We start from the raw sequence: 23,756 nt of genomic DNA on the forward strand, positions 1-23,756 counted from the left end.
AACCCCTTAACGATTCTTAGCGATATCCGTGGCCGTGACCATGTCCGCGGCCGTGGCCATGCCCCTGGTAATACACCGGGCGCGGACCATAGTAGCCGCCGTGCCTGGGGCCGTAGTACACCGGCTGCGGTGCGTAATACACAGGCGCAGGCCTGACGTACACAGGGCGCGGCTGGTAGTACACCGGCGCAGGCTGGTAATACACAGGTGCCGGCTGCACATAAACAGGCTGCTGGTACACCGGGTAGGCGTTTGTCACGCCGACCTGCACACCTGGGGCGGCAACCCCTACAGAAAAGGTCACGTTGTCGCGGGCCTGGGCTGCACCGGCAAAGCCGAAGGCGGCCAGGGCCAATGCGGCTGCGGCACCAGCCATGGCGACGGAGCGGTTTGCCTTGAATGCTGTCTTCATATGATCTCCTTAACAGGGCAGGAAATGCCCATGTGTTTATTAAACGCGCCACCCCCGTAACGGCGTACCGCATGCACAGTGAAGAGCGTAGCCAAACGTAACCCCCTAAAATCAGCCAATGACCACCCCCGCCCCTGCCTCCGCCCCCGCCGACAAAGAAACCCACAAGCCCAGCAACTTCCTGCGCCAGATCATCGAAAAAGACCTGGCCGAAGGCACTTATGCCAGCCGCCGCTGGGGCGGCAGCCCCGGGGACGCCGCCCACCACGCCGGGGGCCAGCCCGACCCGGCCAAGGTGCGCCTGCGCTTTCCGCCCGAACCCAATGGTTACTTACATGTGGGCCATGCCAAGAGCATTTGCCTGAACTTCGGCCTGGCACGCGACTACGGCGGCGTATGCCACCTGCGCTTTGACGACACCAACCCCGAAAAAGAAGACACCGAATACGTCGACAGCATCATTGAAGCCGTCAGGTGGCTGGGCTATGACTGGGCGCAGATCGGCAACGGCAAAGGGGGCGACAAGCCCTACCAGGCCAGCGACTACTTCGACTTCATGTACCGCGCGGCCGAATACCTGATTGAAAGCGGCAACGCCTACGTTGACGAACAAACCGCCGAAGAAATGCGCCACAACCGCGGCGACTTCGGCCACCCCGGCACCAACAGCCCCTTCCGCGGCCGCACACCCGCTGAAAACCTGGCCCGTTTTCGCGAGATGCGAGACGGCAAGCTGCCCGACGGCGCCGCCGTGCTGCGCGCCAAGATTGACATGGCCTCGCCCAACATCAACATGCGTGACCCGGCCATCTACCGCATACGCCGCGCCCACCACCACAACACGGGCGACAAATGGTGCATTTACCCCATGTACACCTTCGCCCACCCGGTCGAAGACGCACTCGAGCAAATCACCCACAGCATCTGCACGCTCGAGTTTGAAGACCAGCGCCCGTTTTACGACTGGCTGCTCGACCGCCTGGCCGAAGGCAAACTCATTGCCACACCGCACCCACGCCAGTACGAATTTGCGCGCCTGAACCTCACCTACGTGCTCACCAGCAAACGCAAGCTCGCCCAGCTGGTCACTGAAAAGCGCGTGAGCGGCTGGGACGACCCCCGTATGCCCACCATCGTCGGCCTGCGCCGCCGCGGCTACACGCCCGAGTCACTGCAACTGTTTGCCGAACGCATCGGCGTCACCAAGAGCGACAGCTGGATCGACTACAGCACGCTCGAAGGCTCGCTGCGCGATACGCTCGACCCGATTGCCCCACGCGCCATGGCCGTGCTCGACCCCGTCAAACTGGTACTGACCAACTGGGACGAAGTCATGGGCGCAGGAAAGCTCGACGATTGCAGCGCCCCGGTTCATCCGCACCACGAAGAGATGGGCAAGCGCCAGTTCAAGATCGGCAAGGAAGTCTGGATTGAGCGCACCGACTACGAAGAAACTCCCCCCAAAGGTTTCTTCCGCCTGTTCCCGCCCCACATCAACGCCAGCAAGCAGGCCATTGCGGGAAGCAAGGTGCGCCTGAAGTACGGCCACGTCATTGAATGCACGGGCGCGGTGAAAGACGCAAACGACAAGGTGACAGAAGTGCACGCCACCTTGATCCCCGACACCAAGAGCGGCACGCCCGGCTCAGACGCCATCAAGGTCAAGGGCGTGATCACCTGGGTGGGCGTGAACGATGCGGTGCAGGCCGAGGTGCGCCTTTATGACCGCCTGTTCACCACCGAACACCCCGGCACGGGCGACAAGGATTTCCACGATGAGTTGAATCCCGACAGCCTCAAGGCCGTGACGGCCTACGTTGAGCCATCACTGACGAATGTGCCCGCCGGTACGCGCTTTCAGTTTGAGCGGCATGGGTACTTTGTCACAGACATTGTTGACCACAAGATTGGCAAAGTCGTATTCAATCGGGTGACAGGAATGAAGGATTCGTTTAGCAAATAAGTTAGTCGAATCTTGTAGTTGTGTGGATATAAACGGTGAACATAAGGGGGGATATATGGCTTCCAGGGTAAAAAAAGAAAGCGCAATCACCGATCAACAGAAGACTAAATCAGAAGAGCAGATAAGACTCTTGCAACGAGAAGTCGACTATCAAACTAAAGAATTCACTGTTGAGCTGCTTGTGCAAAAGTATCAATCAGGGCTCGAAGACGATGAGAATGAGATTTTTATTCCAGCATATCAACGGCAATTTGTATGGAATGCTCCTCGCCAGAGTAAGTTTGTAGAGTCAGTGATGTTAGGGCTGCCAATCCCGTACATATTCATCTCGAATCTTCCGAAAGAAATCTCCGAAGACGAAGGCAGAGCAGAGATTGTGGATGGGTCTCAGCGTATTCGCACCTTGGCTGCTTTCGTGAACGACGAATTGAAACTCGTTGAACTGGAAAAGCTGGATCAACTAAATGGTTTCCGCTTTAGCGATCTTGACCTGTCTAGACAACGCAAATTCAACCGCCAACCTGTACGGGTGATTGAGCTCTCTGACAAAGCAGACGAGCAAAGCCGCCGAGATATTTTTGAACGTATAAACACCGGAAGCGATGAGCTGCGCGATATGGAAAAGCGCAAAGGAATTTACACCGGTCCTTTTTACGATTTCATTAAAGATTGCGCGTCGAGAGAAGACTTCAAGGCGGTCTGCCCCGTTTCATACTCGAAGCAGCGTCGAGAAGAGTCCGAAGAACTAGTTCTTCGATACTTCGCATATTCCGACACCTATTTAGACTTCAGACACGACGTCAGCAAATTTCTGAACGACTATTTAAAGAAGAACCAAACTAGTTTCGGCAAAGCAAAACTGCTAAAGCAGTTTAATCAAATGGTTAAGTTTTCCACTGACCATCTACCGTATGGCTTTAAGAAAAACCCCACTTCCAAATCTGTACCGCGTGTGAGATTTGAGGCACTGGCTTGTGGAATTACTTTAGCGTTAAGAGAAAACCCAAAGTTAAAACCGAATCCACTAAATACTGAGATTTGGATAAATTCTCAGAAGTTCAATGATCTAGTTTCTTCTGATGCTAGTAATTCACTCCCTCGACTTAAGGGTCGCATCGAATACGTACGCGATCGGTTGCTGGAGATCTAACGTGATCACAACAAAGGCTGAGTTTCAACGCCGTTATCAAGAGATTGAAGAGTACCTCACTTACGTTGAAGGTCTCGAAAAGGTAACCGGACTCTCCGTGACACTTATGGCGACCATGAAGGCCTCTGCCCTGCTGATGCTTTACAACCTCGTTGAGTCGACAATGACAAATTTGGTCCAAGCTGTTTTTGACCATCTACGACAAAAAAGCATTGGCCTTAGCAGCATGAGTGATGTGATGAAAATTATGGTTTTAGGAAATATTCGAAAAAGGAATCCGGCAAACCTTGTAGAAAAAATGCGCAAGGAAACACTTGACATAGCAATAGCAAGTTTTGACAAGGCCTCCGCATTTAGTGGCAACGTAGATACTCAGAAAATCCGGGAAACGTTTAAGGAATTCGGAGTGACATCCTCGGCCGCATTCAAGGAGCCAGTATTGTTGGAAATCAAAACCGCACGCAATGACCTTGCGCACGGATCAAAGTCTTTTGCAGATGCCGGAAAAACCTACTCTGCAAAAGACTTACGTGAAAAGCAAATAAAAGTGGGCAAGATTCTTGAGAAAACAATTGCTGCTTTTGAAAAATATATAAATTCCAAAGCCTATGCTTAGAACCCATGAAGTCTCCTCGATTTCAGAAGAAAAAAAAACATCATTAAGCATTCAAAGCCAAGTCAAAGAGCTGCGTAGAAAAACTTGGCCAGAAATGCCAAGCACCTCAAGAAAGCTTCGGATAGTCGATCTTTTTTGTGGCTGTGGCGGCTTAACCCTTGGAGCGGTGCAAGCAGCTCTTAGCCTATCCAGGAAGCCAGAGGTGGCTTTAGCTCTGGATACATCCCGACCAGCTCTTGATGTTTATCAATCAAACTTTTCTTCTATATCTCGCAACGTCGTACTAAAGGACGTCGCGGAATATGTAGCGGGCAGTGCATTTTCCAAACTCAATACCACTGGTGATGCGCTGGTCTCGAGCATTGGAAAAATCGATGTGCTTCTAGCCGGCCCCCCTTGCCAAGGAAACTCCGATTTAAATAACAGTAGCCGCCGAATGGATCCGCGAAATGATTTGTACTTGGTACCAACTCTTTTTGCGAAGAATTTGACTCCGAGCTTGATCATTGTTGAAAACGTTCCTGCGGTAGTGCATGGGCATTCAAACGTAGTGTCACGATCCATCGCCAAACTAAATAAATTCGGATATGCGTGTAGTGAATTTCACGCCGACCTCACAGCACTTGGTTTGCCTCAAACACGTAGAAGACACCTGCTAGTCGCTTCTCTAAAGCACTCTCAAGAGGAATTAGATGCGTTGCTTTCCACTATCCCAATAGCTAGAAAGAACGTTCCCTTGGGCTATTTCATATCCGACCTGGCAGATAGTCCAAGCATCGGAGAATCACTGTTCTCGTCTCCTGGTCGCCCCTCTCTTACGAATAGAAACCGAATCGATTACATGTTTGACAATGATCTCTTCGATCTTCCAAACACTCTACGCCCGCCTTGCCATAGGGACAAAAAGCACTCGTACATATCAATGTACGGTCGACTAAAGAACGATGAGCCCGCTCAAACCATCACCAGCGGATTTGGCTCTATGGGTCAGGGCCGGTTTGTTCATCCAAATCGGAGACGCACGATTACGCCGCACGAGGCAGCGCGTATTCAAGGCTTTCCGGATTATTTTTCGTTTGATTCGGCAACTTCGGCTACCGAACTTCGTCAAATGATTGGGAATGCAGTTGCGCCTGCACTTTCGTTCGCACTCATCACAAAGCTTCTTGGCTAAAGAGGTCTGGCTCAACAAATACTTCTCCTAAGACAAACTCATTGAACTTAAGGAGCTAAGTTCACAGTCTCGCGAATCAATGCCAACACTCAACTTCAGCCCCGCCGCAGACCGCAACAAGCAACCCATCCTCGATGTGCTGCGCGAAGTCTTGCCTGAGCGCGGCAATGCGCTAGAGATCGCCTCAGGCACAGGCCAACACGTCACCTGGTTCGCCGCAGCCCTTCCGCAATGGACATGGCAACCCACCGACGCGATGCCTGCCTCCATGGACTCCATCGCTGCACGAATCACGGAACAGGGCTTGCGCAATGTGCGCCCTCCCCTTGTGCTCGATGTGATGGCGCCTGAATGGCTGCCAGGCGATTCAAAGTTCGACCTGATCTACTGCGCCAACATGCTGCACATCTCGCCCTGGGCGACTTGCGCCGCTTTGATGCAGAGTGCTGCACGCCATCTGGCGCCGGGCGGTGTACTGGTGACTTATGGGCCTTATCTGGAAGACGGTGTGCCCACATCGGAAGGCAACCTCAGCTTTGACCATAGCCTGCGCGCGCAAGACCCCACCTGGGGCATCAGGCGCAGGGAAGACGTAGAGCAGGAAGCCGCGCGCGCCAGCCTGCAGTTGCAAGTCCGGCATGCCATGCCGGCCAACAACCTGCTGCTGGTCTGGGGCAAATCACAGCAGTCAGCAAAACATTAGCTGCACACTCGTCGGCGGCAAGCTGAATTCGCTATTGTTTCTATAGCTGCTCGCGCTTTCCCATCACGGGCTGCAGCATCATTTCCAATAAATTCTCGTTCTAACCCGGTTAGCGTAGCGATCAGCGGCTTTTCTCAACCGGGTTGGCGGTCAACCAATTGGCCGGATAGGCCCGCATGAACTCCCTGGCTTTTTCCGTGCGGGCACTGAGCCAGGCGTCATAGGCGCCCTCGTTCAGAATCGCCAGCATGCGTTTTTCGTTGCCGGGCTGCTGATACCGGCTCATCAGGGCGTGGCTGTTGGCATTCACGGTGAGCAGTGCGTAGCTGACGATGACTTCGCCATCCGCGCCTGTCCAGCTCTCCCACAGGCCCGCCACACCCATGGGTTGGCCATCTACCCGGGCAATGCGGGTGGGCACGGCCTTGCCGCTGCGCCAATCGTCTTCCATGAAGGCCATCATGGGCACGATGCAACGCTGCCCGGCCAGCCAGGCATCGCGGAAGTTGCTGGACGTGGTGACGGTTTCCGAGCGGGCATTGACCAGCTTGGTCGAACGCAGCTTGGCGTCTGACGCCGACTTGACCCAGCGCGGCACCAAGCCAAACTGCCCGGCCACCAGCTCGTGCGAGGGCAGCGCACGCGCGGGCTTTTCAGCGCCTGTGACCTCGTGAACCTCTTCGGCTTCATCGACTTTTATCGCGCGGATAAAAACACCCGGCTTGCGCGGCCATACATTGCGTTCCACGGGCGAAGCCGGGGCGGCCACCCCGAAGGCATCGGTATAAAGCGTGGCGATTTTGATGCTCTCGTATTGGGTACTCATGCGGCGATGCTATCGCAGTGCCGCTACCAGGGCATGGTCCAATGACACCCATGCCCAGCCCCAGCCTCCCCCCGCCCACCGCAACCGGCATGCCGCCGCGCCTGATCTGCTTTAACAAGCCCTACGGCGTGCTGAGCCAGTTCACGCCCGAAGGCCGCTGGCGCGGGTTGAAAGATTTCATTGCAGTGCCCGAGGTGTATGTGGCCGGCCGGCTGGATGCGGACAGCGAGGGCCTGCTGCTGCTGACGAGCGACGGCGCGCTGCAGGCGCGCATCAGTGACCCACGCTTCAAGATGGAAAAAATCTACTGGGTGCAGGTTGAAGGTCTGCCCGACGAAGCTGCGGTGGATGCATTGCGCCAGGGCGTGCAACTCAACGACGGCATGACGCGCCCCGCCAACGCGCGGCTGATCGATACGCCGCCGGGCCTGTGGGAGCGCGAGCCGCCGGTGCGTGTGCGCAAGGCCATACCCACGACGTGGCTGGAACTGGGCATTCGCGAGGGGCGCAACCGGCAGGTGCGTCGCATGACGGCGGCCGTGGGCTACCCGACCTTGCGGCTGATCCGCTCGTCCATTGGCCCTTATGCGCTGGACGGCATGGCGCAGGGCATATGGCGTGAAATGGAAGAGCGGGCGGACGCCGGCTAGCGCTTTCAGCGCTTTTCAGTTCTTTTCAACTCCCTGGCCTTGTTCGCCATGAGCAAGGCCACAGCATCCACATCCGCCGCCGTCACCGGCGTGAACACAATCATGCTGAGCCCCATCGCACTGTCGACCGGGAAGGACTGGTACTCGAGCGTGATGACGCCGGCCAGCGGGCGCTCTATGCGCTTGACACCCTCATAGTGACTGCTGGTTTCGTTATCGGCCCAAAGTCGGCGAAAGTCTTTGCTGCCGGCCTGCAATTCCTCAGCCAGCGCTGCCGCTTCCGGGCAGTCACCGGCGCGCGCCGCATCGACGCGAAAAGCGGCAACGGCAAAGCGCGCATTGGCCTCCCAGTCGGGCAAGTCGCGCATGACCGGGTCGGTAAACAGGCGCCTGAGCAGGTTGCGCCCGCCGGGCGGCTGCGCGGCGTAGTCGCTCAGTACCGCGGCCGCTGCGGCATTCCACGCCACGATGTCCCAGCACTGGGTCTTGATGATGGCAGGGGTGGCCGTCAGGCCGTCGAGCACACGCTGCAGGGCGGGCGTGACAGCGGCCGATGGTGGGGTGACCCTGATCGGTGGCGGCCTCTGCCGGGCCAGCAAAAACATGAACTCGCGGTCGGCCCGGTCCAGCGTCAGCGCGCCGGCCAGCCGCTCGAGCACCTCGTCGGACGGCGGGCCGCCGCGGCCCTGCTCCAGCCAGGTGTACCAGGTGACGCTCACATGGGCGCGCGTGGCGACTTCTTCACGCCGCAGGCCGGGTGTGCGGCGGCGGCTGTCCGCACCCGCTGCGGGCGGCAGGCGCGCACGGCGGTCACGCAGAAAGCCGCCCAGCGTGAGGGGTGACGCCGTTACCGCTTGTACGGTCGGTGTGGCGGGGGTCGTCAGGGTGTTAGTACTCATACCTGTATACGCTCACGGCTTTTGCAAATCGGGGTGGCGACGCAAGATGCGAGCTCATTGATTTTCAGGAGTTCAGTATGCGTGTTTTCTTGACCGGAGCCACAGGCTTCATCGGCTCAGCTATTGTGCAAGAGCTGCTTTCCGCGGGCCACGAGGTGCTGGGCCTGGCGCGCACCGATGCGGCGGCCGATGCACTGGCGCGGCTTGGTGTGCGTGCCCATCGCGGTGAACTGGCTGATACCGCCAGCCTGGCCGCTGCGGCCAAGGCCTGCGACGGCGTGATTCACACCGCTTTCATTCATGACTTTGCAGCACACGCCGCTGCCGCCGAAACAGACCGCCAGGCCGTCACCGCCATGCTGGACGCGCTTGAAGGCTCGGGTAAATCGTTGGTGGCCACATCTGTCACCGTGCTGCTGGCGCAGGACCACGCGGCGACGGAAGACACGCCCGTGCCTGAAAGCTCGCTCAACCCGCGTGCAAAAGCAGAGGCCATGGTGCTGGCTGCGGCCAGCCGCGGTGTGCGTGCCAGCGTGGTGCGGCTGCCACCCTCGGTGCACGGCGCAGGCGACTACGGTTTTGTGCCGATGCTAGTGCGCATCGCGCGCAGCAAGGGCGTGTCTGCCTTCATCGGTGAAGGCGCGAACCGCTGGCCGGCGGTGCACAGGCTGGACGCAGCGCGCCTCTTCAGGCTGGCGCTGGAAAGCGCCCTGCCCGGCGCGCGCCTGCATGCCGTGGCCGAGCAGGGCCTGACGCTGCGCGCAATTGCCGAAGCCATAGGCGCGGGGCTGGACCTGCCTGTGCGCGGCATCGCGGCCAGCGAAGCGCCCGACCACTTCGGGTGGCTGGCCCGGTTTGTTGCGATCGACAACCCGACCTCAAGCGCGCTGACGCGCAATGTATTGGAGTGGCAGCCGCGGGAGGCGGACTTGCTGGCGGACATGCGGGATAGCGGCTACTTTGCGTGAATTAAGAGCGCAAAATTTTCTCCATCGCCTTTCCTTTGGCCAGCTCATCAATCAGCTTGTCCAGCCAGCGGATTTTTTGCATCAGCGGGTCTTCGACCTCTTCTACGCGAACACCGCAGACCACACCTTTGATCAGCGACGCATTCGGATGCATGGCTGGGGCCTGGGCGAAGAAAGTTTCGAAATCGTTTTGCTGTTTGATTTGCTTGTCCAGCCCCTTTTGGTCATAACCGGTCAGCCAGCAAATGATCTGGTCGACTTCTTCTTTGGTGCGGCCTTTGCGTTCGGCTTTTTGAACCAGCATCGGGTAGACCTTGGCAAAAGCCATCTTGAATATCTTGTGCTGGAGCATCGTCATTCCTTCTGCAAAGCGGCTATGCCTCTGCCTCGAGCGAGGCCTTCAACCGGCCCAGTGCCTGGTCCCACTGCTGGGCAATCAGGTCGAGTGAGCGGCGGGCTTCGTCGAGCTGCTGCGGGTCAAACTGCCACAGGCGCTCTCGCCCCACTTTGACGTGATGCACCAGCCCCGCGTCGGCCAGCACATGCAGGTGCTTGGTCACGGCCTGGCGGGTGATGTCGGTTGTGGAGGTGAGTTGGGCGATGGAAACGGCGCCGCCCACGCAGAGCACGGCCACCAGCCGCAGGCGGGTTTCGTCGCCCAGGGCGGCGAAAACGCCTGCGGGGCCGGGCTGGGGGGTCAAGACTTCAGAGGTTTTAGTGCGAGGTGACATATTTCTGGATATTGTCCAACTGGCCTTCCCAGCCGCCGGTGTTCATGCGAATGGCTTCTGCCCGGCGGGCCACGGGAATCTTGTCAAAGCCTGATTCGGCCACGCTGAGCAGGGTGCCCTTGCCGGTGTCTTTGAGGGTGAACTCGACCAGCGTGGTGGGCTCTTTCGAATAGTCGATGGCCGGGTCTACCGCGTAGGGGTGCCAGCGGTAAGAGAACAGCTTTTCGGGCTCTATGCGTTCTATGAGCACGTCAAACAGCACATGCTCATAGCCCGGAATGGTGATGTTGCCTTGCACCTGCTGGCCGGCGACAAAGTTTTTGCCCTTGAGCGCCACGCCGAACCAGCCGCCAAATTCTTCGGCGTTCACCAGCGCGCGCCAGACCCGTGACACGGGGGCGTTGATCAAGGTGCTGCGTTCAATGCGGTCTGTGGATGATGAAGACGATGTCGTTGATGAAGTCATATGCAATCTCCTGGTTGCATTAATTATGCGCAGGTCAATCCAAAACCGCAACAAAATGGTTGCATTAATTTGAAACCATTTTTATCGCCTGCGATAAATTGCAACCAGATGGTGAAACTGCACGCTAAATGCTTCACCAGCGCGTGAGAGCGCTACAGGCCTCAAAGTGGTTCGCCGATCGAGATTCCCCAGGGACGCGTGAAAGTGGCGCCGGAGCCCGCTATTTGGCCGCTGGCTTGTTCAGCGCCGCGGCTTCGCGTATCAATGCCTTCAGCGCTTTCTCATCGACCTTGTCGCCCTCATGAAAATCAATGGCGCGGCGGGTGTTGCCTTCGAGGCTGGAGTTAAAGAGGCCTGAAGGGTCTTCCATCTTTGCGCCCTTGGGGAAGGTCAGCTTCACGGCCTTCTTGTAAGTCTCGCCGGTGCAGAGGATTCCATCTTTAGACCAGACGGGAACGCTCCACTTCCATTCCTCGACCACATTGGGAACTGCCTGCGTGACGATGGCCCGGACGCGGGCGAGCGTCTCGGCGCGCCAGTCATCGAGGCCTTTGATCTTTGCGTCTATCAACTCGGAAGCTGAGCCTGATTCTTTTGCTTCAGCCGGCGCGCTTTTGGTTTTGTTCATGTTGTTGCTCCATTCATCATGTCTGGTGTTCGCTCACATCTTTTCGCCGGGCAACTGGCTGGCTTGCTTCACCCAGTCGGTTAGCAGCGCTTCGTCGAAGGAATCGTCTTCATGGATGTCGAGGTAGCGCGTGTCTTGGCTCTTGGACTCACCAGGAGGAACGGGTCGCAGTGACGTGCCGCGAAAGAATGCCACCTTGACGTACTTCGTGAAGCAATGGATGCTGAGGAACCAGCCTTGGCCTTCGCCCTTCGCGCCGCCTTCCATACCATACAGGGGCGAGTTCCATTTGACGGCCTTGTGCACACCGGGAATGGTGCGCACGATGAGCGCGTCAAGGCGTTGGCCGATGTCGCGCTTCCACCCCGGCATGGCCGCGATGTAGGCCTGCACAGGCGCATCGCCCTCACCCTTGGGAATCTGCGGGTTGCCGCCGGCGAGCAGGGCCGGCTTGCCTGCCTTTGCCGGCACCTTGGTCGCATCGGGCTTCTTTTTGGCTATTGCGTTCATCTCAATGCCTTGTGTCGAAGATCCGGGCGGTCAACCTGCCCGCGCCAAAACCTGTTCGAGCTTGGCAAAGAACTGTGGCCAGCCGTGCTTGGCGCCCTGGTAGGCCTGTTCCTGGTCCATCCGGAAGCCTGACTGCTCCATGCGCAGGTGTGTACCCGTGCTTGTGGGGTTAAGCGTCCAGGTGACGACGCTCTCAAGGCCATAGGCGGCCCAGGTGTAAGACAGCGTTTTGTCGGGCTCAATGGCCAGCACCTGGCATTCAACAGCACCCCAGTCTGCGCGCAGGCTGAAACGCTGGTCCATGACGGGCTTGAAGTCGTTCTTCATGAGCCACTCTTCGATCAGGTGCGGCTGCGTGAGGGCGCGCCAGATTTTTTCGGGCGGGTAAGGGATCTCGCGTTCGACGACGACGGCGCGCGTTTCAGTGGAAGCAGTGGTGGTGTTAAGGGTTGCGGTGTTGCTCATTGGTCCATCCTTTTTAAAAGTGATTCGAGATGATCGATGCGGTCGTTCCAGAAGGCGCCATAAAAACTCACCCAGTCGCGCAGGACGGAGAGCGCCAGCGGCTGGGCGCTGTAATGCGTTTCGCGTCCCTCACGCCTGTCGTCAACCAGCCGTGCCTGCTTCAGGATGCGCAGGTGCTTGGACACCGCCGGCTGCGACACGCCCGCGCGGTCCGTCAGCGCACGCACGGTTTGCGCCCCGTCCTGGGCCAGGCGCTCAAAAATCGCCCGGCGTGTCGGGTCGGCCAGGGCTTTGAAAACTTCGTTGGCTACCTCGTTGGAAACTGTTTGCATGCCGAAATCATAACCATATGGTTATCTGTTTGTCAACCTGCCCTGCATCCAGAAAAGTGAAGGCCCGGGGGATTCAACCCTTTCAAGAGCGTGACCTGAGCGTGACAGCCCGTTGCCATCATGGAAGGCAGTTCATGAACGCCGCCATTCAACAATGCCGCCTTTCTCTGACAGACAAACGCTTGCGATGCGTGCCAAATGGGTTTCAAGCGCCGCCGTTGGAGGCGCATAACGACCCCTTCCAGGAGATAGCCATGCCCCAGTTCGCCATGATTACCGGTGACGTGACTTACACACCGGGTGACGGTACGCCCATCGAGATCCCGCGCGTGCGCGTGGAAGTTGCGCTGGAGCCGGACAGCGCCACGCTCAGCTGGGACGCCGGCGACGGTGTTGCCGCCGTCACGGCGATTCCGCGCATCCAGTTTGACGACTACGTGAGCAAAGGAAAAATTACGCTCACGCAGTAAGCGCCGCGGCGCCGCAATAATCGACTCCATGCCTGTCAGCTCCTCACGCTCCACTTTCCTGCCTTTCTTGCCGTCCCTGCAGCCCTCCCCGCCTACCCGCCGCTCAGTGCTGCTGGCGGGCGCGGGTTTGCTGGCCTTGCCCGCCTCATGCCTTGCCGCGGCGCCGGCGCCCTCGGGCGTCTGGCCCAACGCGTCGCAGGTTCCCGGCGGCATTGCCCGGCTGCCACTGGGCCCGGCGGCAGTGCGGCCGGTGGCGCAGGCAGGCGGGGTGCCCCTGCTGGTACTCGGTGACCCTGCGGGGTGGACGGCGCTGGTGGGCATTGCGCTGTCTGCAGAGCCCGGCGAGGCAAGCATCTCGGTGCTGGCTCCTGACGGCAGCCAGCAGCAGCTTGCCTACACCGTGGCGCCCAAGCATTACCTTGAGCAGCGTCTCAAAGTAGCGCCCGGCACGGTGGATTTGTCGCCCGAAGACCAGGCGCGCTACGAGCGCGAGCGCGCGCACCAGGAAGTGGTGATGTCCACCTTCAGCGAGCCCTTGCCGCAAGCGCCGCTGCGCATGCAGGTGCCGGTGCCGGGGCGCCGCTCCAGCTCGTTCGGGCTGCGGCGCGTCTTTAACGGGCAGTCGCGCAACCCGCACAGCGGCATGGACATCGCCGCAGCCACAGGCACGCCGGTGGTGGCGCCGCTGCCCGCCCGCGTCATTGACACGGGCGACTATTTCTTCAACGGCAACACGGTGTGGCTGGACCACGGCGGCGGCCTGCTGAGCATGATGTGCCACCTGAGTGCGATTGGCGTGGCCGTTGGCGACACACTGAAGACGGGCGAGCGCCTGGGCGCCGTGGGTGCCACAGGCCGCGTCACCGGGCCGCACCTGCACTGGGGCGTGATGCTGAACCGCGCCATGGTGGACCCGGCGCTGTTTCTGGGGGCCCGGGCAGGCAGCGAGTAACTGTGAGCAGTGGCGAGTAGCGGCAGGCTAATTAATGGAAAAAGTGGCCGGAACCCAATAGGGTCTTGCGCAAGCAGCTATTAAAAACGTAGCACCTCCACACCAAAACCGGCTGTAACCGAATCTGGACCGGCCCCTCTAGCCCGGTAGGTCGCACTCACTAGGGAAAACATTGATGATGAATCATTGTTCAACCCCTTTGAAGGAAACACCATGACCGCCAAAAACCTGTCTACCGTTGCAACCGACCTCATCGAGTCTTCCGGCAACACCGCCCGCCACGTGATCAACGCCTACCGCGCCGGCGGCGAGCGCGCAGTCATCCTGCTGGAGCAGCGCTGGAACCGCGCCCTGAAACAGTCGCGCACCGAGCTGACGGCCGAAACGGCCAAAAATGCCACGGCAGCACAACTGGCCTTCAGCGTGTATTACACCAAGGGCCTGATGCTGACGACCAACGGCGCGCAGCAAGTGGTGAGCCAGCTGGTCAAGGTTCTGGAGAGCGGCGTGGAACGCGCTGCCGCCAATGCCAGCCTGTTTGAAGAAAAAACCGGCGTGACCACCCTGAACACGCTGGCCCAGGCCACCGCGCCGGGCGCCCTGGCACTGAGCAAACTCGCCGCGCAGATCGAGCAGAAGACCGCCCAGCTCGCCAGCAAAATTGCCGGCGACCAGGCCAGCACCGCCAAGCGCAAGACCGCTTTCAGCCAGCGCCGCACCGCCAAGGCTGCCTGAACATTTCTGAATAAAAGGGGGCTTTAGCCCTTTACAGACGGGCGCAAGCAGCTATCAAATCAGTAGCATACCGAAGTAGCGCATGGGCCCCAAAGAAAAAGCCGCCTTTTCAGGCGGCTTTTTCACGAGCGGAATCCGACGGCTTGCTGACCCGGCAACTGCAGACCCGCGCTTGAAATGCCGGCCACGGCCCCCAGCTGCGCCTGATGACCGACCCTCTCCACATCGTCTGCCCGCACTGCCACACCACCAACCGCGTGCGCGCCGACCAGCTGGGCAGCGAGCCAACTTGCGGCAGCTGCAAGAAGGCGCTGTTTACCGCGCATTCCACCGCGCTGGACGAAGCCGCGTTTGACAAACACATCACCCGCAACCAGATCCCGGTGCTGGTGGACTTCTGGGCGCCGTGGTGCGGGCCGTGCCGGCAAATGGCGCCAGCCTATGAGCAGGCGGCAGCACAGCTGGAGCCGCAGGTGCGCGTAGCCAAGGTCGACACCGAAGCGGTGCCCAACCTGGGCGCACGCTTCAATATCCGCAGCATTCCCACGCTGGCATTGTTCAAGGGCGGCCGTGAAGTGGCGCGCCAGGCCGGCGCCATGGGCGCGGCCGACATCGTGCGCTGGGTGCAGGGTAATTTACGCTGAGACTATCAGTCGGCGCTATGCTTTTCATAGCTGCTTGCGCCCGACTGTATTAGCCTGCTGGCACTTTTTTCAATCATTTTTGTGCGCCCGCGCCGGGGCGCGTTCACTGCGCTCAATCAGTCGAGCGCGGCGTCCGCCACCAGGTAGCGCCTCACCAGGTCAAAAAAGCGGTCGTAAAAGTCATCGGCGGTGATGGTTTCACTGCCCACCTTGACCATGGACTCATTGCTCGACGTGAAGGGCAACGAGACGGAACCGATGGCGCCCACACCCAGGCTGGCGGAGTTGTTGGTCTTTTTCATGGCGTAGCTGTCCTGCAGGGCCGTGACAAAACCCAGGCTCACTTTTCCATCGGGCGTGTCGGGGGCGCACACCACGCGAACCACCATTTGCAGGTGCGCCTCGGGCTCGGGCTGGAAGGCTTTTTGCCCTTCCACCAGTTCGGCGCTGGCCATGTTGATGATGTAGCCCTGGCTCAGCAACGCACGCCGCGAGGCCTCGCAGGTCCGTGCCGGGGTGGCGTCAAAGAGGCGCGAATAGGTCTGGGTGGAGGCAAACTTTTCCTGCAGCGGAAATGCTTTGGCGCCGGTGACGCAGCCTGTCAGCAGGGGCGACAGGCCGCATGCTGCCAGCAGCACGGCGGGGAGTCGGCAGGATTTCCAGAGTTGCATCAAAAGGGAAGTTTCCACAAGGATAAGAGGTGTCTCATGCACAAGGTGTCACCATACCTCCAATACCTCCGTTAGAGGCGCCAGCTCACGCATCGGGTGCGTCGCAGTTGTAGCAAATCGTTCGCGAGGCCAGCTGGCCGGCCGAAAAACCGGCTCGCTAGTTCGGTTCGCTACGTCGGCCCGCTATTTCTGGTCCGCGCCTGCGGACCAGAAGACGGCGCTCCATTCCAGCGGGTTAAAGCTCCGGTCGCGGTTGTATTCGAGCGTGCCGTTGGGCAAGGTCCAGCGCAGAACCGGACCGCCCATCCGCGAAACAATGCCTGCGCGTTCCGCTTTTCCGTACTGCCCTACCAGGCGATCAAGCCACCTGCCGTGCACCCACCAGGGAACATGCACCACCGTGGAAGTCAGGCGGCCCTTGCTGAAAAAAGCCACGAGCATCATTGCGGGTTCCCCATCGGCTTTGTCCACAGCCGCATGGCAAAGCCGGTCGGTCCCGGCAGGCCCGCCCTGCTGGTTGGAGCAGCTCAGGAACACTTCTCCAAAATGCTTGCGCACAGCGGCTTCGTCCATCTGGCCGGAGAGCTGGGCGTAGCGCATCGTCACCGCGGGTGATTCGACGCGCAGGTAGCCGTAATAGACCTCCAGGCGGTCACGGTTCAAAACCCCTACGACGGCGACCAGACACACCAACACCGCCAATACCGCCAGCACGCCCCACTTGATCCACTTTCCGGTCACCGCATTCATGATTTAACCCTTGTTGCACCTCTGCTCCAGCCCCGAAGCATATCCGGCATCGCGGCCGGCGCCCGTGGCACAAACGACACGGCAACCGGGCTCACAGGCTCATAATTGGCCCGCCGCTCTGAAGCAGAATCCGATTTGAAGACACCCGCATCACATCCATGACCCAAAGCCCGCACCGCCGCCCGAATTCCGGCTTTGTCAGCCTGCGCTTTGTACTGGTGGCCTGTGCGCTGCTGGCGGGGTTGCACTGGTGGTTTTCACCCAACACCTTCCGCGCGGCCGGTGTGGGCAACGACCTTGCCTGTCCGCTGCCGCCGCAGGTCAGCACCGGCGACGAGCCGCTGCAAACCGGTGTGCCGGGCGACATGGCGCCTTTCGTGCTGAAAGCCGCGACCCTGACGCCGCTGGCGGGCTTTAGCGTGGACGCGCGGGTGCTGTCGCGCGAAGACTACCGGATGGGCAACGAGGCCACGCTGTCGCCCACCGACCTGGCTTTAGGCTGGCAGCGCATGGCCGACGACAAGGTGTTGTCGCAGCTGATGATCAGCCAGTCGTCACGCTGGTACTACTACCGGTGGGACAACGAACCACCACTGCCGCCGCCGGAAATTGCACGTAGCAGCGCCAACATGCACCTGATCCCGGCCACGGACGCGGTTGCCAAAGCACTGACCCGCGTGAAGCGCAACGACCGCGTGCGCATCGACGGCTGGCTGGTGGAAGCGCAGAAACCCGACGGCTGGCGCTGGCGAAGCTCCACCGTGCGGGAAGACACCGGAGCCAGCTCGTGCGAGGTGGTCTACGTGTGTTCCATCAGCCGGCTGTAGCAAACGCCTGCCTTGTCCCGGCGGCTCAAGCCACCGCCCGGCCATTGATCTGCCCGGTGGGTACCTGGTAGTTGCGTTCGTCAAACAAGTCGATGCCGCATTTCAGCGATTCCGCCCAGTCAAAAAACTGGCCGATGGCCGGGCCTTTTAGCGGCGCGCCGTGCTGGGGCACCAGCATGGAAATATCCAGCCGGCGCGCCATGGCCACCCACAGGCGCAGGACCTTGTTCGACACCATGTAGCGTTTGTGAAAACCCTCCATCAACGGCAGATGGGGCTTCAGGTCGGTGACAGGCACCTGCGCCGTTCGGCCGGACATCATCGACACACCCAAGTCACCGGTGAACAGGATGCGGCTGATGGGATCGTAAAAATGGAAGTTGCCTTCCGAGTGCAGGAAGTGCGCGGGCAGCAGCCACAGCTCGCTCTGCCCCAGCGGCAACCGCCCGCCGCTGTCGGGCACGCCGACCAGGCGCTGCTCGGTCTTTCCGACCTTGGTGAAGTGCGGCACAAAACGCTCCCACACACGCGAGATCACCAGTTGCGCCGGAGTGGACGTGAGCCAGCGGTCCAGCGAGGCAATGATGTCGGGGTCGGCGTGGGAGGCGATGATGTAAGACAGTTTTTGCGGGCTGAAGTGGCGCGACATGCCCAGGAACAGTTCGTTGAACGCCAGGTTGCCGCCCGGGTCGATCACGGCGCCGGTGCCGTTGTCGACAATCAGGAACTGGTTGGACTGGACGGCTTGCCCGTCTTCTTCGATCAGGTCGGTGAACATCAGGCAGGCATGCCTGTCGTCACGGTAAAGCTCTATGGGCATGGCTGAATGCGTGCGGCGACGCAGAAAAAAAAGCAACTTTATAAGCGGCCTGCTGCTCGCGTATTGATGCAGATCAATGACACGCCTGAAGCGCGCGCCGCCACCCACACCGGCGCAACACGAGCAATGCCGCAGGCAAAAAAAAGCGCGCCGGCGCTTCAATGAGCACCGGCGCGCCTTGCTTGCGCATGGCAGCTGTCCAGGCACCGCGTGGCGGCGCCCGGAACAGCGCTCTACTTAACCGCTTAACCGCGGCGGCGGTTGTTCATCATGCGTTCCACGTCGTCGCGCAGCGATGTCAGCTCATTGCGCAGCTGACGGCGCTCCTGCGCGGTCACCACGCCGTCGGACTTGAATTGGGTCTCATGGCGCTCAATGCGGCGTTCACGCTGGTGCAGCTTGGCGGCTTCGCGCTGCGTGATGCGGCCCGTGCGGACGCCTTCGTCAATACGCTGGCTGATCTGGAATTCACGGTTGTCGATGCCGGGGGTGTTGCCGGCATTGCCAGGCCTGCCCGCCACATCGCGGTTGTTCATCATGCGTTCCACTTCGGCGTTGAGGCCGTCCAGGTCGGCGCGCAGCTGCTGGCGCTCTTGCGGCGTGGCAACGCCGTTGGATTTAAAGCGCGCCTCGCGGGCCGCGATCTCCTGGTCGCGGCGGTACAGCACCTGCGCTTCAGACGGCGTGATGTGGCCGGAGGCCAGACCCTGCTGAATGCGCGCGCTGATGGCTTGCTGCGCCTGGTCAATGCCGGGTGTATTAACACCCTGCGCCATGGCGGGTGCAAACCCCAGGCCGGCGAACAGGGCTGAGGCCAGCAACGAGACAGTGAGGAATTTCGATTTCATGAGGTTCTCCTTGGAATGCTTATGCGTTTGATTGCCAGCAACCCGGTGGGCAACTTGCGGTGGCGGCGATAAATCTCCGGTTCGGCAAGCGGCTGTCGGGGCTGCTCCTGAATCGCTGCTTTCAAAGGCCTTTGCGCTTCAGTGAAACCATTGTTGGCCCGCTCTTGTGAATGCCGTGTAAGGCAAACGGAGCTTTACCCCGTCATTACGCAGTGATTACCCTCGCATTACCTCGCGCTTGCAGTGGTGTCCAGATGCGCTTTAGCATGGTTAGACTGTGCGCATGCTGATCATCCCTTCGCTGAGCCGCAAGCAGCTGCATCCGGAAGACAAGACGCCGGCCGCACACCCGGCTCCACCCGATAACCTGAAATAGACCCGCACGACGCATGGACTCGCATCACCACCCCCTTCGCCGCCAACTCCTGCTGGGTGCTGCCGGCTCTGCGCTGCTGCTGGCTACGGCTTGCTCCAGAAAGGCCGGCCCCAAAGGCAAGACCCTGCCCAAGGAGGCCACCCTGCTGTGCCTGGGCGATTCGCTGACCTTTGGCTATGGCGCCCCTGCGGGCGCCAGCTACCCGCAGCAGCTGGAACTGTTGACCGGCTACGTCACGCAGAACGCGGGCATCAACGGCGACACAGCGGCCGGTGCACTGGCACGGTTGCCGGCGCTGCTGCAGGAAAACAAGCCGGGCCTGGTGCTCGTGTGCATTGGCGGCAACGACTTTTTACGCAACATGCCGCTGGACAGCACCCGCGCCGCCATCAGGTCGATTGTAAAAACCGCCGCTGCCAGCACGCAGGTGGTGCTGATCGCACAGCCCAGGCCCGTGCTGCTTTCTGCCGCCATGGGTTCACTGAAAGACCATGAGGTGTATGCCGAGGTGGCCGCGAACACCGCCACCCCGCTTTTTTCAGATGCCTGGTCTTATGTGCTGTCACGCAGCGAATTGCGTTCTGACCAGATCCACGCGAATGCGGAAGGCTACAAAGTGTTTGCCGAGCGCCTGGCCAGCTGGCTGCGCGACATGAAGTTTGTGACCTAGAACCCCAGGCCAACGTCAGGCGTCACCCAGCCCGATGGGCGCCGGCGCCTCCATCACGATGCGTGTGAAGAGGCGGTCATACACCGGGTCGGCCGCGTGCTTGCCGGCAAGCGGGTCACGGTTTTGCTGGAAGGCGGTGTCCAGCTCTTTCCAGTCGGCCTCGGTGAGCACTTTTTCAGCCTGCGGCAGGATGACTGTTTCTTCGAGCCGCATGTGCTCGAGGTAAAACTCGACGTAGCGTTTGCACTGCGCCTCGAACTCGGGCTTTCGTTGCTCGCCCAGCAGTTCCCAGGCAAGCAGCAGGTGCTGCAGTTCACGCACGGCCTTCTCGCCGCTCATGTGGTCGCGCTCCAGCTGCTGCACCGTGGCCATAACCGATGGCGCGGAGCGCACCACGCGGGGAAACAGCAGGTCCGACTCTTTCGGGTGATGCAGGCGCTCGGGGAACTCGTCGATATAAAACAGCATGGCCCGAAAGACGTCGAAGAACTGCTGCGCACGGTCGCCCGGGCCGCGCGCCACCATGAGCAGCATGGAACGCAGCATGGCGGAAAGGGAGGCGTGCTCATCGAGGATGATCTGCACGCTGGCATGTTTGTGAATGGCGGTCTCCGGCGGGTAAGTGCCACCAAGAATGCCACCAGGTTCTCCCCCGGACTTGATGAAGATCAAACCACGCGGATTTTTCCAGCCGGTATCGCCCCGGGAACGAATATCGCCCCACCCCCTTCCCATTGAGGCGATGGCTTGACCTGCATCAAAGCCGTTTGGCGGCAGCAACCTAAAGTGGAACCGCCTCCTGCTCAAGGTTTGCCGCGCCGGCGATGAGCCGCCCAGGATGACAAGGAGATTTGCCATGTTCAAACATATCCTTCTACCCACCGACGGATCACCCGCTTCGGAACGGGCGATTGCACGGGCCGTAACCTTCGCCAGGGAAGCCCGGGCCAGGATCACGGGCTTGCATGTGATGCAGGAGTTCCACCTGCTGACCTACCGGGTCCAGATGCTGGAAGACACGCGGGACCAATTCATGAGGGAATGCCAGGCGCAGGCAGAGGCATTCCTGTCTGCGCTGAAAGACGCCGCCGACAAGGCGGGCGTGCCTTGCGAAACCGTTTGTGTCGCAGGCGACCACCCCTACGAAACCATCGTCCGGATGGCGGACGGCAAAGCTTGCGACCTCATCGTGATGGCTTCGCACGGCCGCAAGGGCATCACCGGGTTCCTACTGGGCAGTGAAACCCAGAAGGTGCTGTCTCACAGCAAAAAACCGGTGCTGGTACTGCACTAGAAACCACTATGCCAAAGGAGCTCATCATGAAAAAAAACGCCGGCACTGCCGACCGCGCGGCACGCATCGTGGCGGGACTCGTCATCCTCAGCCTGTATTTTGTGGTGGAGCCCGCCTGGCGCTGGTGGGCGCTGCTGGGAGTCGTGCCCCTGCTGACAGGGTTGCTGGGCTGGTGCCCGGCTTACACGCTGTTTGGCATACGGACCTGCAAAACAGGCCCCACGTGACCCCGTGCGCGGTGGCTGGCCTCAGGGTTCGTCGGACCCGGACCTGCCGGATTTATCCGGCCGGGGAATCTTCTTGAACTTGATCAACCGGTTGGTTTCGATCTTGTCTTTTTTCACCTGGCGCTCGGCGTCGAGTAGCCGGCCGGCGGTCGCCCATTCGGCAAATTCGTCAGGCGTTTCCAGGGTCACACGGCCCAGCGTTCCCGCCCGGAATTCGTAGATCACGATCTCGGCGGCCTTTTGCAGGTTGACCCGGCCCTTGGAGAGCACCGCGCCGCGCTTTCGGCCGATTTCTTCGAGCAGTTGCTCGTCGGTGATGCCGGGCGTGACTTCGACCTTGTAGCGCGCCTCCAGCAAGGCCGGGTAGTGCTTGATCAGGTAATCCAGCAGCTCGAGCGCCACCTCTTCCTCATTAAAGGCGTTGCGGCCAATGGCACCGCTGGCGGCCAGGTTGTAGCCGCTTTTGGCCACGATGATGCGCGGCCACAGCATGCCGGGCGTGTCCCATAAATAAAACCCATCGGCCAGCACCAGGCGCTGCTCGACCTTGGTGATGCCGGCTTCGTCGCCGGTTTTGGTGGCGCGCTTGCCGGTGAGGGTGTTAATCAGGGTGGACTTGCCGACGTTGGGAATGCCGCAGATCAGCACCCGCATAGGCTTGACCATGGTGCCGCGTGTTGGTGCCAGCGCGTGGCAGGCGTCGATGAGGCGGCGGGCGGGCGTGGTTTCGCTGGCGTCGAGTTCGATGGCGCGGGTGGCAGGCAGGCTGTTGTAGTGATCCAGCCAGAGCGGCGTGCGGGTGGCGTCGGCCAGGTCGCGCTTGTTGAGCACCTTGAGCGCGGGCTTGGCGCTGGTGAGCTCGGCCAGCATGGGGTTGGCGCTGGAGCCGGGCAGGCGCGCATCAAGCAACTCAATGACGACATCAATTTCCTTGATGCGCTCACTGATGGCTTTTTTGGTCAGGTGCATGTGACCGGGAAACCACTGGATGGCCATCGGGATCTTTTCTTTCTGGGGTTCGGGTTTGGGGGCATGGGGCGAAGACCCCTGCGATACCCCAATTGTCGCCGCATACCGCAAAATACCCTCCTGGCGAAGAAGGCACCACCAGCAGGGGCCGCGGAACCGGCTCTGCCGGGCCGCAGGCGCCGCCCCCTGCAAGGGGGGAACAGGCTACACGCAGTGAGCCTGGACGGGGGTGTACTTGTTAATAAGTGGTTAATCGGCCATCGGCACGATCAATGCATGGCGTGCACTGCGCCTGGCAGCCCCATCCTGTCACCCCACACAGCGACCCGAAAGAGACAAATCCGTGCACCTGCTCCTGGTAGAAGACGACACCATGCTGGCCGAAGCGGTGTGCGATGCGGCGCGCCAGATTGCCTGGACGGTCGACCACGTCGGCGATGCGCTGGCCGCCAAGCTGGCGCTGGTAGACCATGTCTACGAAGCCGTGCTGCTGGACCTCGGCCTGCCCGGCGATTCAGGCCTGGCCGTGCTGCGCGCCCTGCGCGGGCGCTACGACGTCACGCCGGTGCTGATTCTCACGGCGCGCGGGCAGTTGAGCGAGCGCATCACAGGGCTGGACGCCGGCGCGGACGACTACCTTGTCAAACCCTTCCAGCTCGATGAACTGTGGGCCCGCGTGCGTGCCGTGATACGCCGCAGCCAGGGCAAGGTGGTGCCGGTGCACACCTATGGCGACGTCAGCCTGGACCGCAGCAAACGCGCTGTGACGCGCAGCGGCGTGCGGGTTGCGCTGAGCGCACACGAATACCGCACGTTGCTGGCCCTGCTGGAGCGGCCCGGCCACGTGGTCACGCGTGACCACCTGGAAGACGTGGTCTACGGCAACACCTCGGCGATTGAGAGCAACACGATTGCGGTGTTCATCCACCAGCTGCGCCGAAAGCTTGGCGAGCACCTGATCACCACCGTGCACGGCCAGGGTTACATGATCGGCGAGGCCCAGCCTTGAA

At 60.4% G+C, this 23,756-nt stretch carries 33 protein-coding genes; 17 read left to right on the forward strand and 16 right to left on the reverse strand.

All coding sequences use genetic code 11. The features are described from left to right. Nucleotides 1-16 precede the first annotated feature (16 nt). Nucleotides 17-412: a hypothetical protein gene (locus tag ACXJKE_RS03250; RefSeq protein WP_457279131.1), complete on the reverse strand. Its 396-nt coding sequence runs from the start codon at nt 410-412 to the stop codon at nt 17-19. Between the two features lie 118 nt (nt 413-530). Between ACXJKE_RS03250 and ACXJKE_RS03255 the strand changes: the two genes are divergently transcribed. The 5 genes from ACXJKE_RS03255 to ACXJKE_RS03275 all read left to right on the forward strand — a co-directional run bounded on the left by ACXJKE_RS03255 (nt 531) and on the right by ACXJKE_RS03275 (nt 6,018). Continuing rightward, the gene (locus tag ACXJKE_RS03255) at nt 531-2,375 is read left to right on the forward strand and encodes a glutamine--tRNA ligase/YqeY domain fusion protein (protein WP_457279132.1); all 1,845 of its coding nucleotides are present in this window, start codon (nt 531-533) and stop codon (nt 2,373-2,375) included. Between the two features lie 55 nt (nt 2,376-2,430). Beyond that, a complete protein-coding gene (locus ACXJKE_RS03260) occupies nt 2,431-3,525 on the forward strand; it encodes a DUF262 domain-containing protein (RefSeq protein ID WP_457279133.1) in 1,095 nt (364 codons plus the stop codon). A gap of 1 nt (nt 3,526) precedes the next feature. Next, on the forward strand, nt 3,527-4,141 hold the full coding sequence (locus ACXJKE_RS03265; RefSeq protein ID WP_457279134.1) for an MAE_28990/MAE_18760 family HEPN-like nuclease: 615 nt from the start codon (nt 3,527-3,529) through the stop codon (nt 4,139-4,141). Continuing rightward, on the forward strand, nt 4,134-5,315 hold the full coding sequence (locus ACXJKE_RS03270) for a DNA cytosine methyltransferase (RefSeq protein ID WP_457279135.1): 1,182 nt from the start codon (nt 4,134-4,136) through the stop codon (nt 5,313-5,315). The genes ACXJKE_RS03265 and ACXJKE_RS03270 overlap by 8 nt, the downstream gene beginning before the upstream one ends. A 79-nt stretch (nt 5,316-5,394) precedes the next feature. Beyond that, nucleotides 5,395-6,018, forward strand: coding sequence for a DUF938 domain-containing protein (locus tag ACXJKE_RS03275; protein ID WP_457279136.1), 624 nt, complete (start codon nt 5,395-5,397; stop codon nt 6,016-6,018). Nucleotides 6,019-6,139: 121 nt separating this feature from the next. Here the strand turns inward: ACXJKE_RS03275 and ACXJKE_RS03280 are convergent, their stop codons facing one another. Then, on the reverse strand, nt 6,140-6,844 hold the full coding sequence (locus tag ACXJKE_RS03280; RefSeq protein ID WP_457279137.1) for an SOS response-associated peptidase: 705 nt from the start codon (nt 6,842-6,844) through the stop codon (nt 6,140-6,142). Between the two features lie 50 nt (nt 6,845-6,894). Here ACXJKE_RS03280 and ACXJKE_RS03285 point away from each other — a divergent pair, with 50 nt between their 5' ends. Beyond that, nucleotides 6,895-7,494, forward strand: a complete 600-nt coding sequence (locus ACXJKE_RS03285; protein ID WP_457279138.1) for a pseudouridine synthase — start codon at nt 6,895-6,897, stop codon at nt 7,492-7,494. Between the two features lie 5 nt (nt 7,495-7,499). Here ACXJKE_RS03285 and ACXJKE_RS03290 read toward each other — a convergent pair whose 3' ends face one another. Continuing rightward, nucleotides 7,500-8,393: a helix-turn-helix transcriptional regulator gene (locus ACXJKE_RS03290; RefSeq protein WP_457279139.1), complete on the reverse strand. Its 894-nt coding sequence runs from the start codon at nt 8,391-8,393 to the stop codon at nt 7,500-7,502. A 77-nt stretch (nt 8,394-8,470) separates the two neighbouring features. On the opposite strand from ACXJKE_RS03290, the gene ACXJKE_RS03295 reads away from it, so the two are divergent. Then, a complete protein-coding gene (locus tag ACXJKE_RS03295; RefSeq protein ID WP_457279140.1) occupies nt 8,471-9,361 on the forward strand; it encodes an SDR family oxidoreductase in 891 nt (296 codons plus the stop codon). 1 nt (nt 9,362) lies between these two features. On the opposite strand, the gene ACXJKE_RS03300 is transcribed toward ACXJKE_RS03295, so the two are convergent. From ACXJKE_RS03300 to ACXJKE_RS03330, 7 genes are all read right to left on the reverse strand, one after another. Next, nucleotides 9,363-9,713 (reverse strand): DUF2200 domain-containing protein, encoded by a 351-nt coding sequence (locus ACXJKE_RS03300; RefSeq protein WP_457279141.1) that lies wholly within the window; start codon nt 9,711-9,713, stop codon nt 9,363-9,365. Between the two features lie 22 nt (nt 9,714-9,735). Next, entirely contained in the window at nt 9,736-10,062 is a 327-nt protein-coding gene (locus ACXJKE_RS03305) for an ArsR/SmtB family transcription factor (protein WP_457279142.1), read from the reverse strand. A gap of 13 nt (nt 10,063-10,075) precedes the next feature. Continuing rightward, nucleotides 10,076-10,558 carry an SRPBCC family protein gene (locus ACXJKE_RS03310; RefSeq protein WP_457279143.1) on the reverse strand — a complete coding sequence of 161 codons (483 nt, stop codon included), beginning with the start codon at nt 10,556-10,558 and terminating at the stop codon, nt 10,076-10,078. 220 nt (nt 10,559-10,778) lie between these two features. Then, nucleotides 10,779-11,186 (reverse strand): DUF1801 domain-containing protein, encoded by a 408-nt coding sequence (locus ACXJKE_RS03315; protein WP_457279144.1) that lies wholly within the window; start codon nt 11,184-11,186, stop codon nt 10,779-10,781. 33 nt (nt 11,187-11,219) lie between these two features. Further along, nucleotides 11,220-11,696: a DUF1801 domain-containing protein gene (locus ACXJKE_RS03320; RefSeq protein ID WP_457279145.1), complete on the reverse strand. Its 477-nt coding sequence runs from the start codon at nt 11,694-11,696 to the stop codon at nt 11,220-11,222. 30 nt (nt 11,697-11,726) lie between these two features. After that, a complete protein-coding gene (locus ACXJKE_RS03325; RefSeq protein ID WP_457279146.1) occupies nt 11,727-12,161 on the reverse strand; it encodes an SRPBCC family protein in 435 nt (144 codons plus the stop codon). After that, nucleotides 12,158-12,493, reverse strand: coding sequence for an ArsR/SmtB family transcription factor (locus ACXJKE_RS03330; protein WP_457279147.1), 336 nt, complete (start codon nt 12,491-12,493; stop codon nt 12,158-12,160). Before ACXJKE_RS03330 ends, ACXJKE_RS03325 begins: the two co-directional genes overlap by 4 nt. Nucleotides 12,494-12,747: 254 nt before the next feature. On the opposite strand from ACXJKE_RS03330, the gene ACXJKE_RS03335 reads away from it, so the two are divergent. The 4 genes from ACXJKE_RS03335 (at nt 12,748) to trxC (ending at nt 15,294) form a co-directional block, all read left to right on the forward strand. Further along, on the forward strand, nt 12,748-12,963 hold the full coding sequence (locus ACXJKE_RS03335) for a hypothetical protein (protein ID WP_457279148.1): 216 nt from the start codon (nt 12,748-12,750) through the stop codon (nt 12,961-12,963). Nucleotides 12,964-12,991: 28 nt separating this feature from the next. Next, entirely contained in the window at nt 12,992-13,915 is a 924-nt protein-coding gene (locus tag ACXJKE_RS03340; RefSeq protein WP_457279149.1) for a peptidoglycan DD-metalloendopeptidase family protein, read from the forward strand. Nucleotides 13,916-14,128: 213 nt separating this feature from the next. Then, nucleotides 14,129-14,650, forward strand: a complete 522-nt coding sequence (locus tag ACXJKE_RS03345) for a hypothetical protein (protein ID WP_457279150.1) — start codon at nt 14,129-14,131, stop codon at nt 14,648-14,650. A gap of 206 nt (nt 14,651-14,856) precedes the next feature. Then, nucleotides 14,857-15,294 (forward strand): thioredoxin TrxC, encoded by a 438-nt coding sequence (gene trxC / locus ACXJKE_RS03350; RefSeq protein ID WP_457279151.1) that lies wholly within the window; start codon nt 14,857-14,859, stop codon nt 15,292-15,294. 116 nt (nt 15,295-15,410) lie between these two features. Here trxC and ACXJKE_RS03355 read toward each other — a convergent pair whose 3' ends face one another. Further along, nucleotides 15,411-15,965 (reverse strand): DUF2242 domain-containing protein, encoded by a 555-nt coding sequence (locus ACXJKE_RS03355; protein ID WP_457279783.1) that lies wholly within the window; start codon nt 15,963-15,965, stop codon nt 15,411-15,413. Between the two features lie 183 nt (nt 15,966-16,148). Further along, on the reverse strand, nt 16,149-16,715 hold the full coding sequence (locus tag ACXJKE_RS03360) for a hypothetical protein (RefSeq protein ID WP_457279152.1): 567 nt from the start codon (nt 16,713-16,715) through the stop codon (nt 16,149-16,151). Nucleotides 16,716-16,873: 158 nt separating this feature from the next. Here ACXJKE_RS03360 and ACXJKE_RS03365 point away from each other — a divergent pair, with 158 nt between their 5' ends. Continuing rightward, nucleotides 16,874-17,542 (forward strand): hypothetical protein, encoded by a 669-nt coding sequence (locus tag ACXJKE_RS03365; RefSeq protein ID WP_457279153.1) that lies wholly within the window; start codon nt 16,874-16,876, stop codon nt 17,540-17,542. Nucleotides 17,543-17,567: 25 nt separating this feature from the next. Here ACXJKE_RS03365 and ACXJKE_RS03370 read toward each other — a convergent pair whose 3' ends face one another. Next, the gene (locus ACXJKE_RS03370) at nt 17,568-18,362 is read right to left on the reverse strand and encodes an oxygen-binding di-iron domain-containing protein (RefSeq protein WP_457279154.1); all 795 of its coding nucleotides are present in this window, start codon (nt 18,360-18,362) and stop codon (nt 17,568-17,570) included. Between the two features lie 6 nt (nt 18,363-18,368). On the opposite strand from ACXJKE_RS03370, the gene ACXJKE_RS03375 reads away from it, so the two are divergent. After that, on the forward strand, nt 18,369-18,527 hold the full coding sequence (locus ACXJKE_RS03375) for a hypothetical protein (RefSeq protein WP_457279155.1): 159 nt from the start codon (nt 18,369-18,371) through the stop codon (nt 18,525-18,527). Nucleotides 18,528-18,607: 80 nt separating this feature from the next. Here ACXJKE_RS03375 and ACXJKE_RS03380 read toward each other — a convergent pair whose 3' ends face one another. Continuing rightward, nucleotides 18,608-19,210: a hypothetical protein gene (locus tag ACXJKE_RS03380; protein WP_457279156.1), complete on the reverse strand. Its 603-nt coding sequence runs from the start codon at nt 19,208-19,210 to the stop codon at nt 18,608-18,610. A gap of 389 nt (nt 19,211-19,599) precedes the next feature. On the opposite strand from ACXJKE_RS03380, the gene ACXJKE_RS03385 reads away from it, so the two are divergent. Further along, nucleotides 19,600-20,256, forward strand: coding sequence for a GDSL-type esterase/lipase family protein (locus tag ACXJKE_RS03385; RefSeq protein ID WP_457279157.1), 657 nt, complete (start codon nt 19,600-19,602; stop codon nt 20,254-20,256). A 15-nt stretch (nt 20,257-20,271) separates the two neighbouring features. Here the strand turns inward: ACXJKE_RS03385 and ACXJKE_RS03390 are convergent, their stop codons facing one another. Further along, nucleotides 20,272-20,859: a hemerythrin domain-containing protein gene (locus ACXJKE_RS03390; protein ID WP_457279784.1), complete on the reverse strand. Its 588-nt coding sequence runs from the start codon at nt 20,857-20,859 to the stop codon at nt 20,272-20,274. Nucleotides 20,860-21,112: 253 nt separating this feature from the next. Here ACXJKE_RS03390 and ACXJKE_RS03395 point away from each other — a divergent pair, with 253 nt between their 5' ends. Beyond that, nucleotides 21,113-21,550, forward strand: coding sequence for a universal stress protein (locus tag ACXJKE_RS03395; protein WP_457279158.1), 438 nt, complete (start codon nt 21,113-21,115; stop codon nt 21,548-21,550). A 26-nt stretch (nt 21,551-21,576) separates the two neighbouring features. Next, a complete protein-coding gene (locus tag ACXJKE_RS03400) occupies nt 21,577-21,777 on the forward strand; it encodes a YgaP family membrane protein (RefSeq protein WP_457279159.1) in 201 nt (66 codons plus the stop codon). 21 nt (nt 21,778-21,798) lie between these two features. Here ACXJKE_RS03400 and ylqF read toward each other — a convergent pair whose 3' ends face one another. Then, on the reverse strand, nt 21,799-22,773 hold the full coding sequence (ylqF, locus tag ACXJKE_RS03405; RefSeq protein ID WP_457279160.1) for a ribosome biogenesis GTPase YlqF: 975 nt from the start codon (nt 22,771-22,773) through the stop codon (nt 21,799-21,801). 316 nt (nt 22,774-23,089) lie between these two features. Here ylqF and ACXJKE_RS03410 point away from each other — a divergent pair, with 316 nt between their 5' ends. Then, nucleotides 23,090-23,755: a response regulator transcription factor gene (locus ACXJKE_RS03410; RefSeq protein WP_457279161.1), complete on the forward strand. Its 666-nt coding sequence runs from the start codon at nt 23,090-23,092 to the stop codon at nt 23,753-23,755. Nucleotide 23,756: the final 1 nt, after the last annotated feature.

The sequence above is a fragment of the Polaromonas sp. P5_D5 genome, from assembly GCF_054049435.1.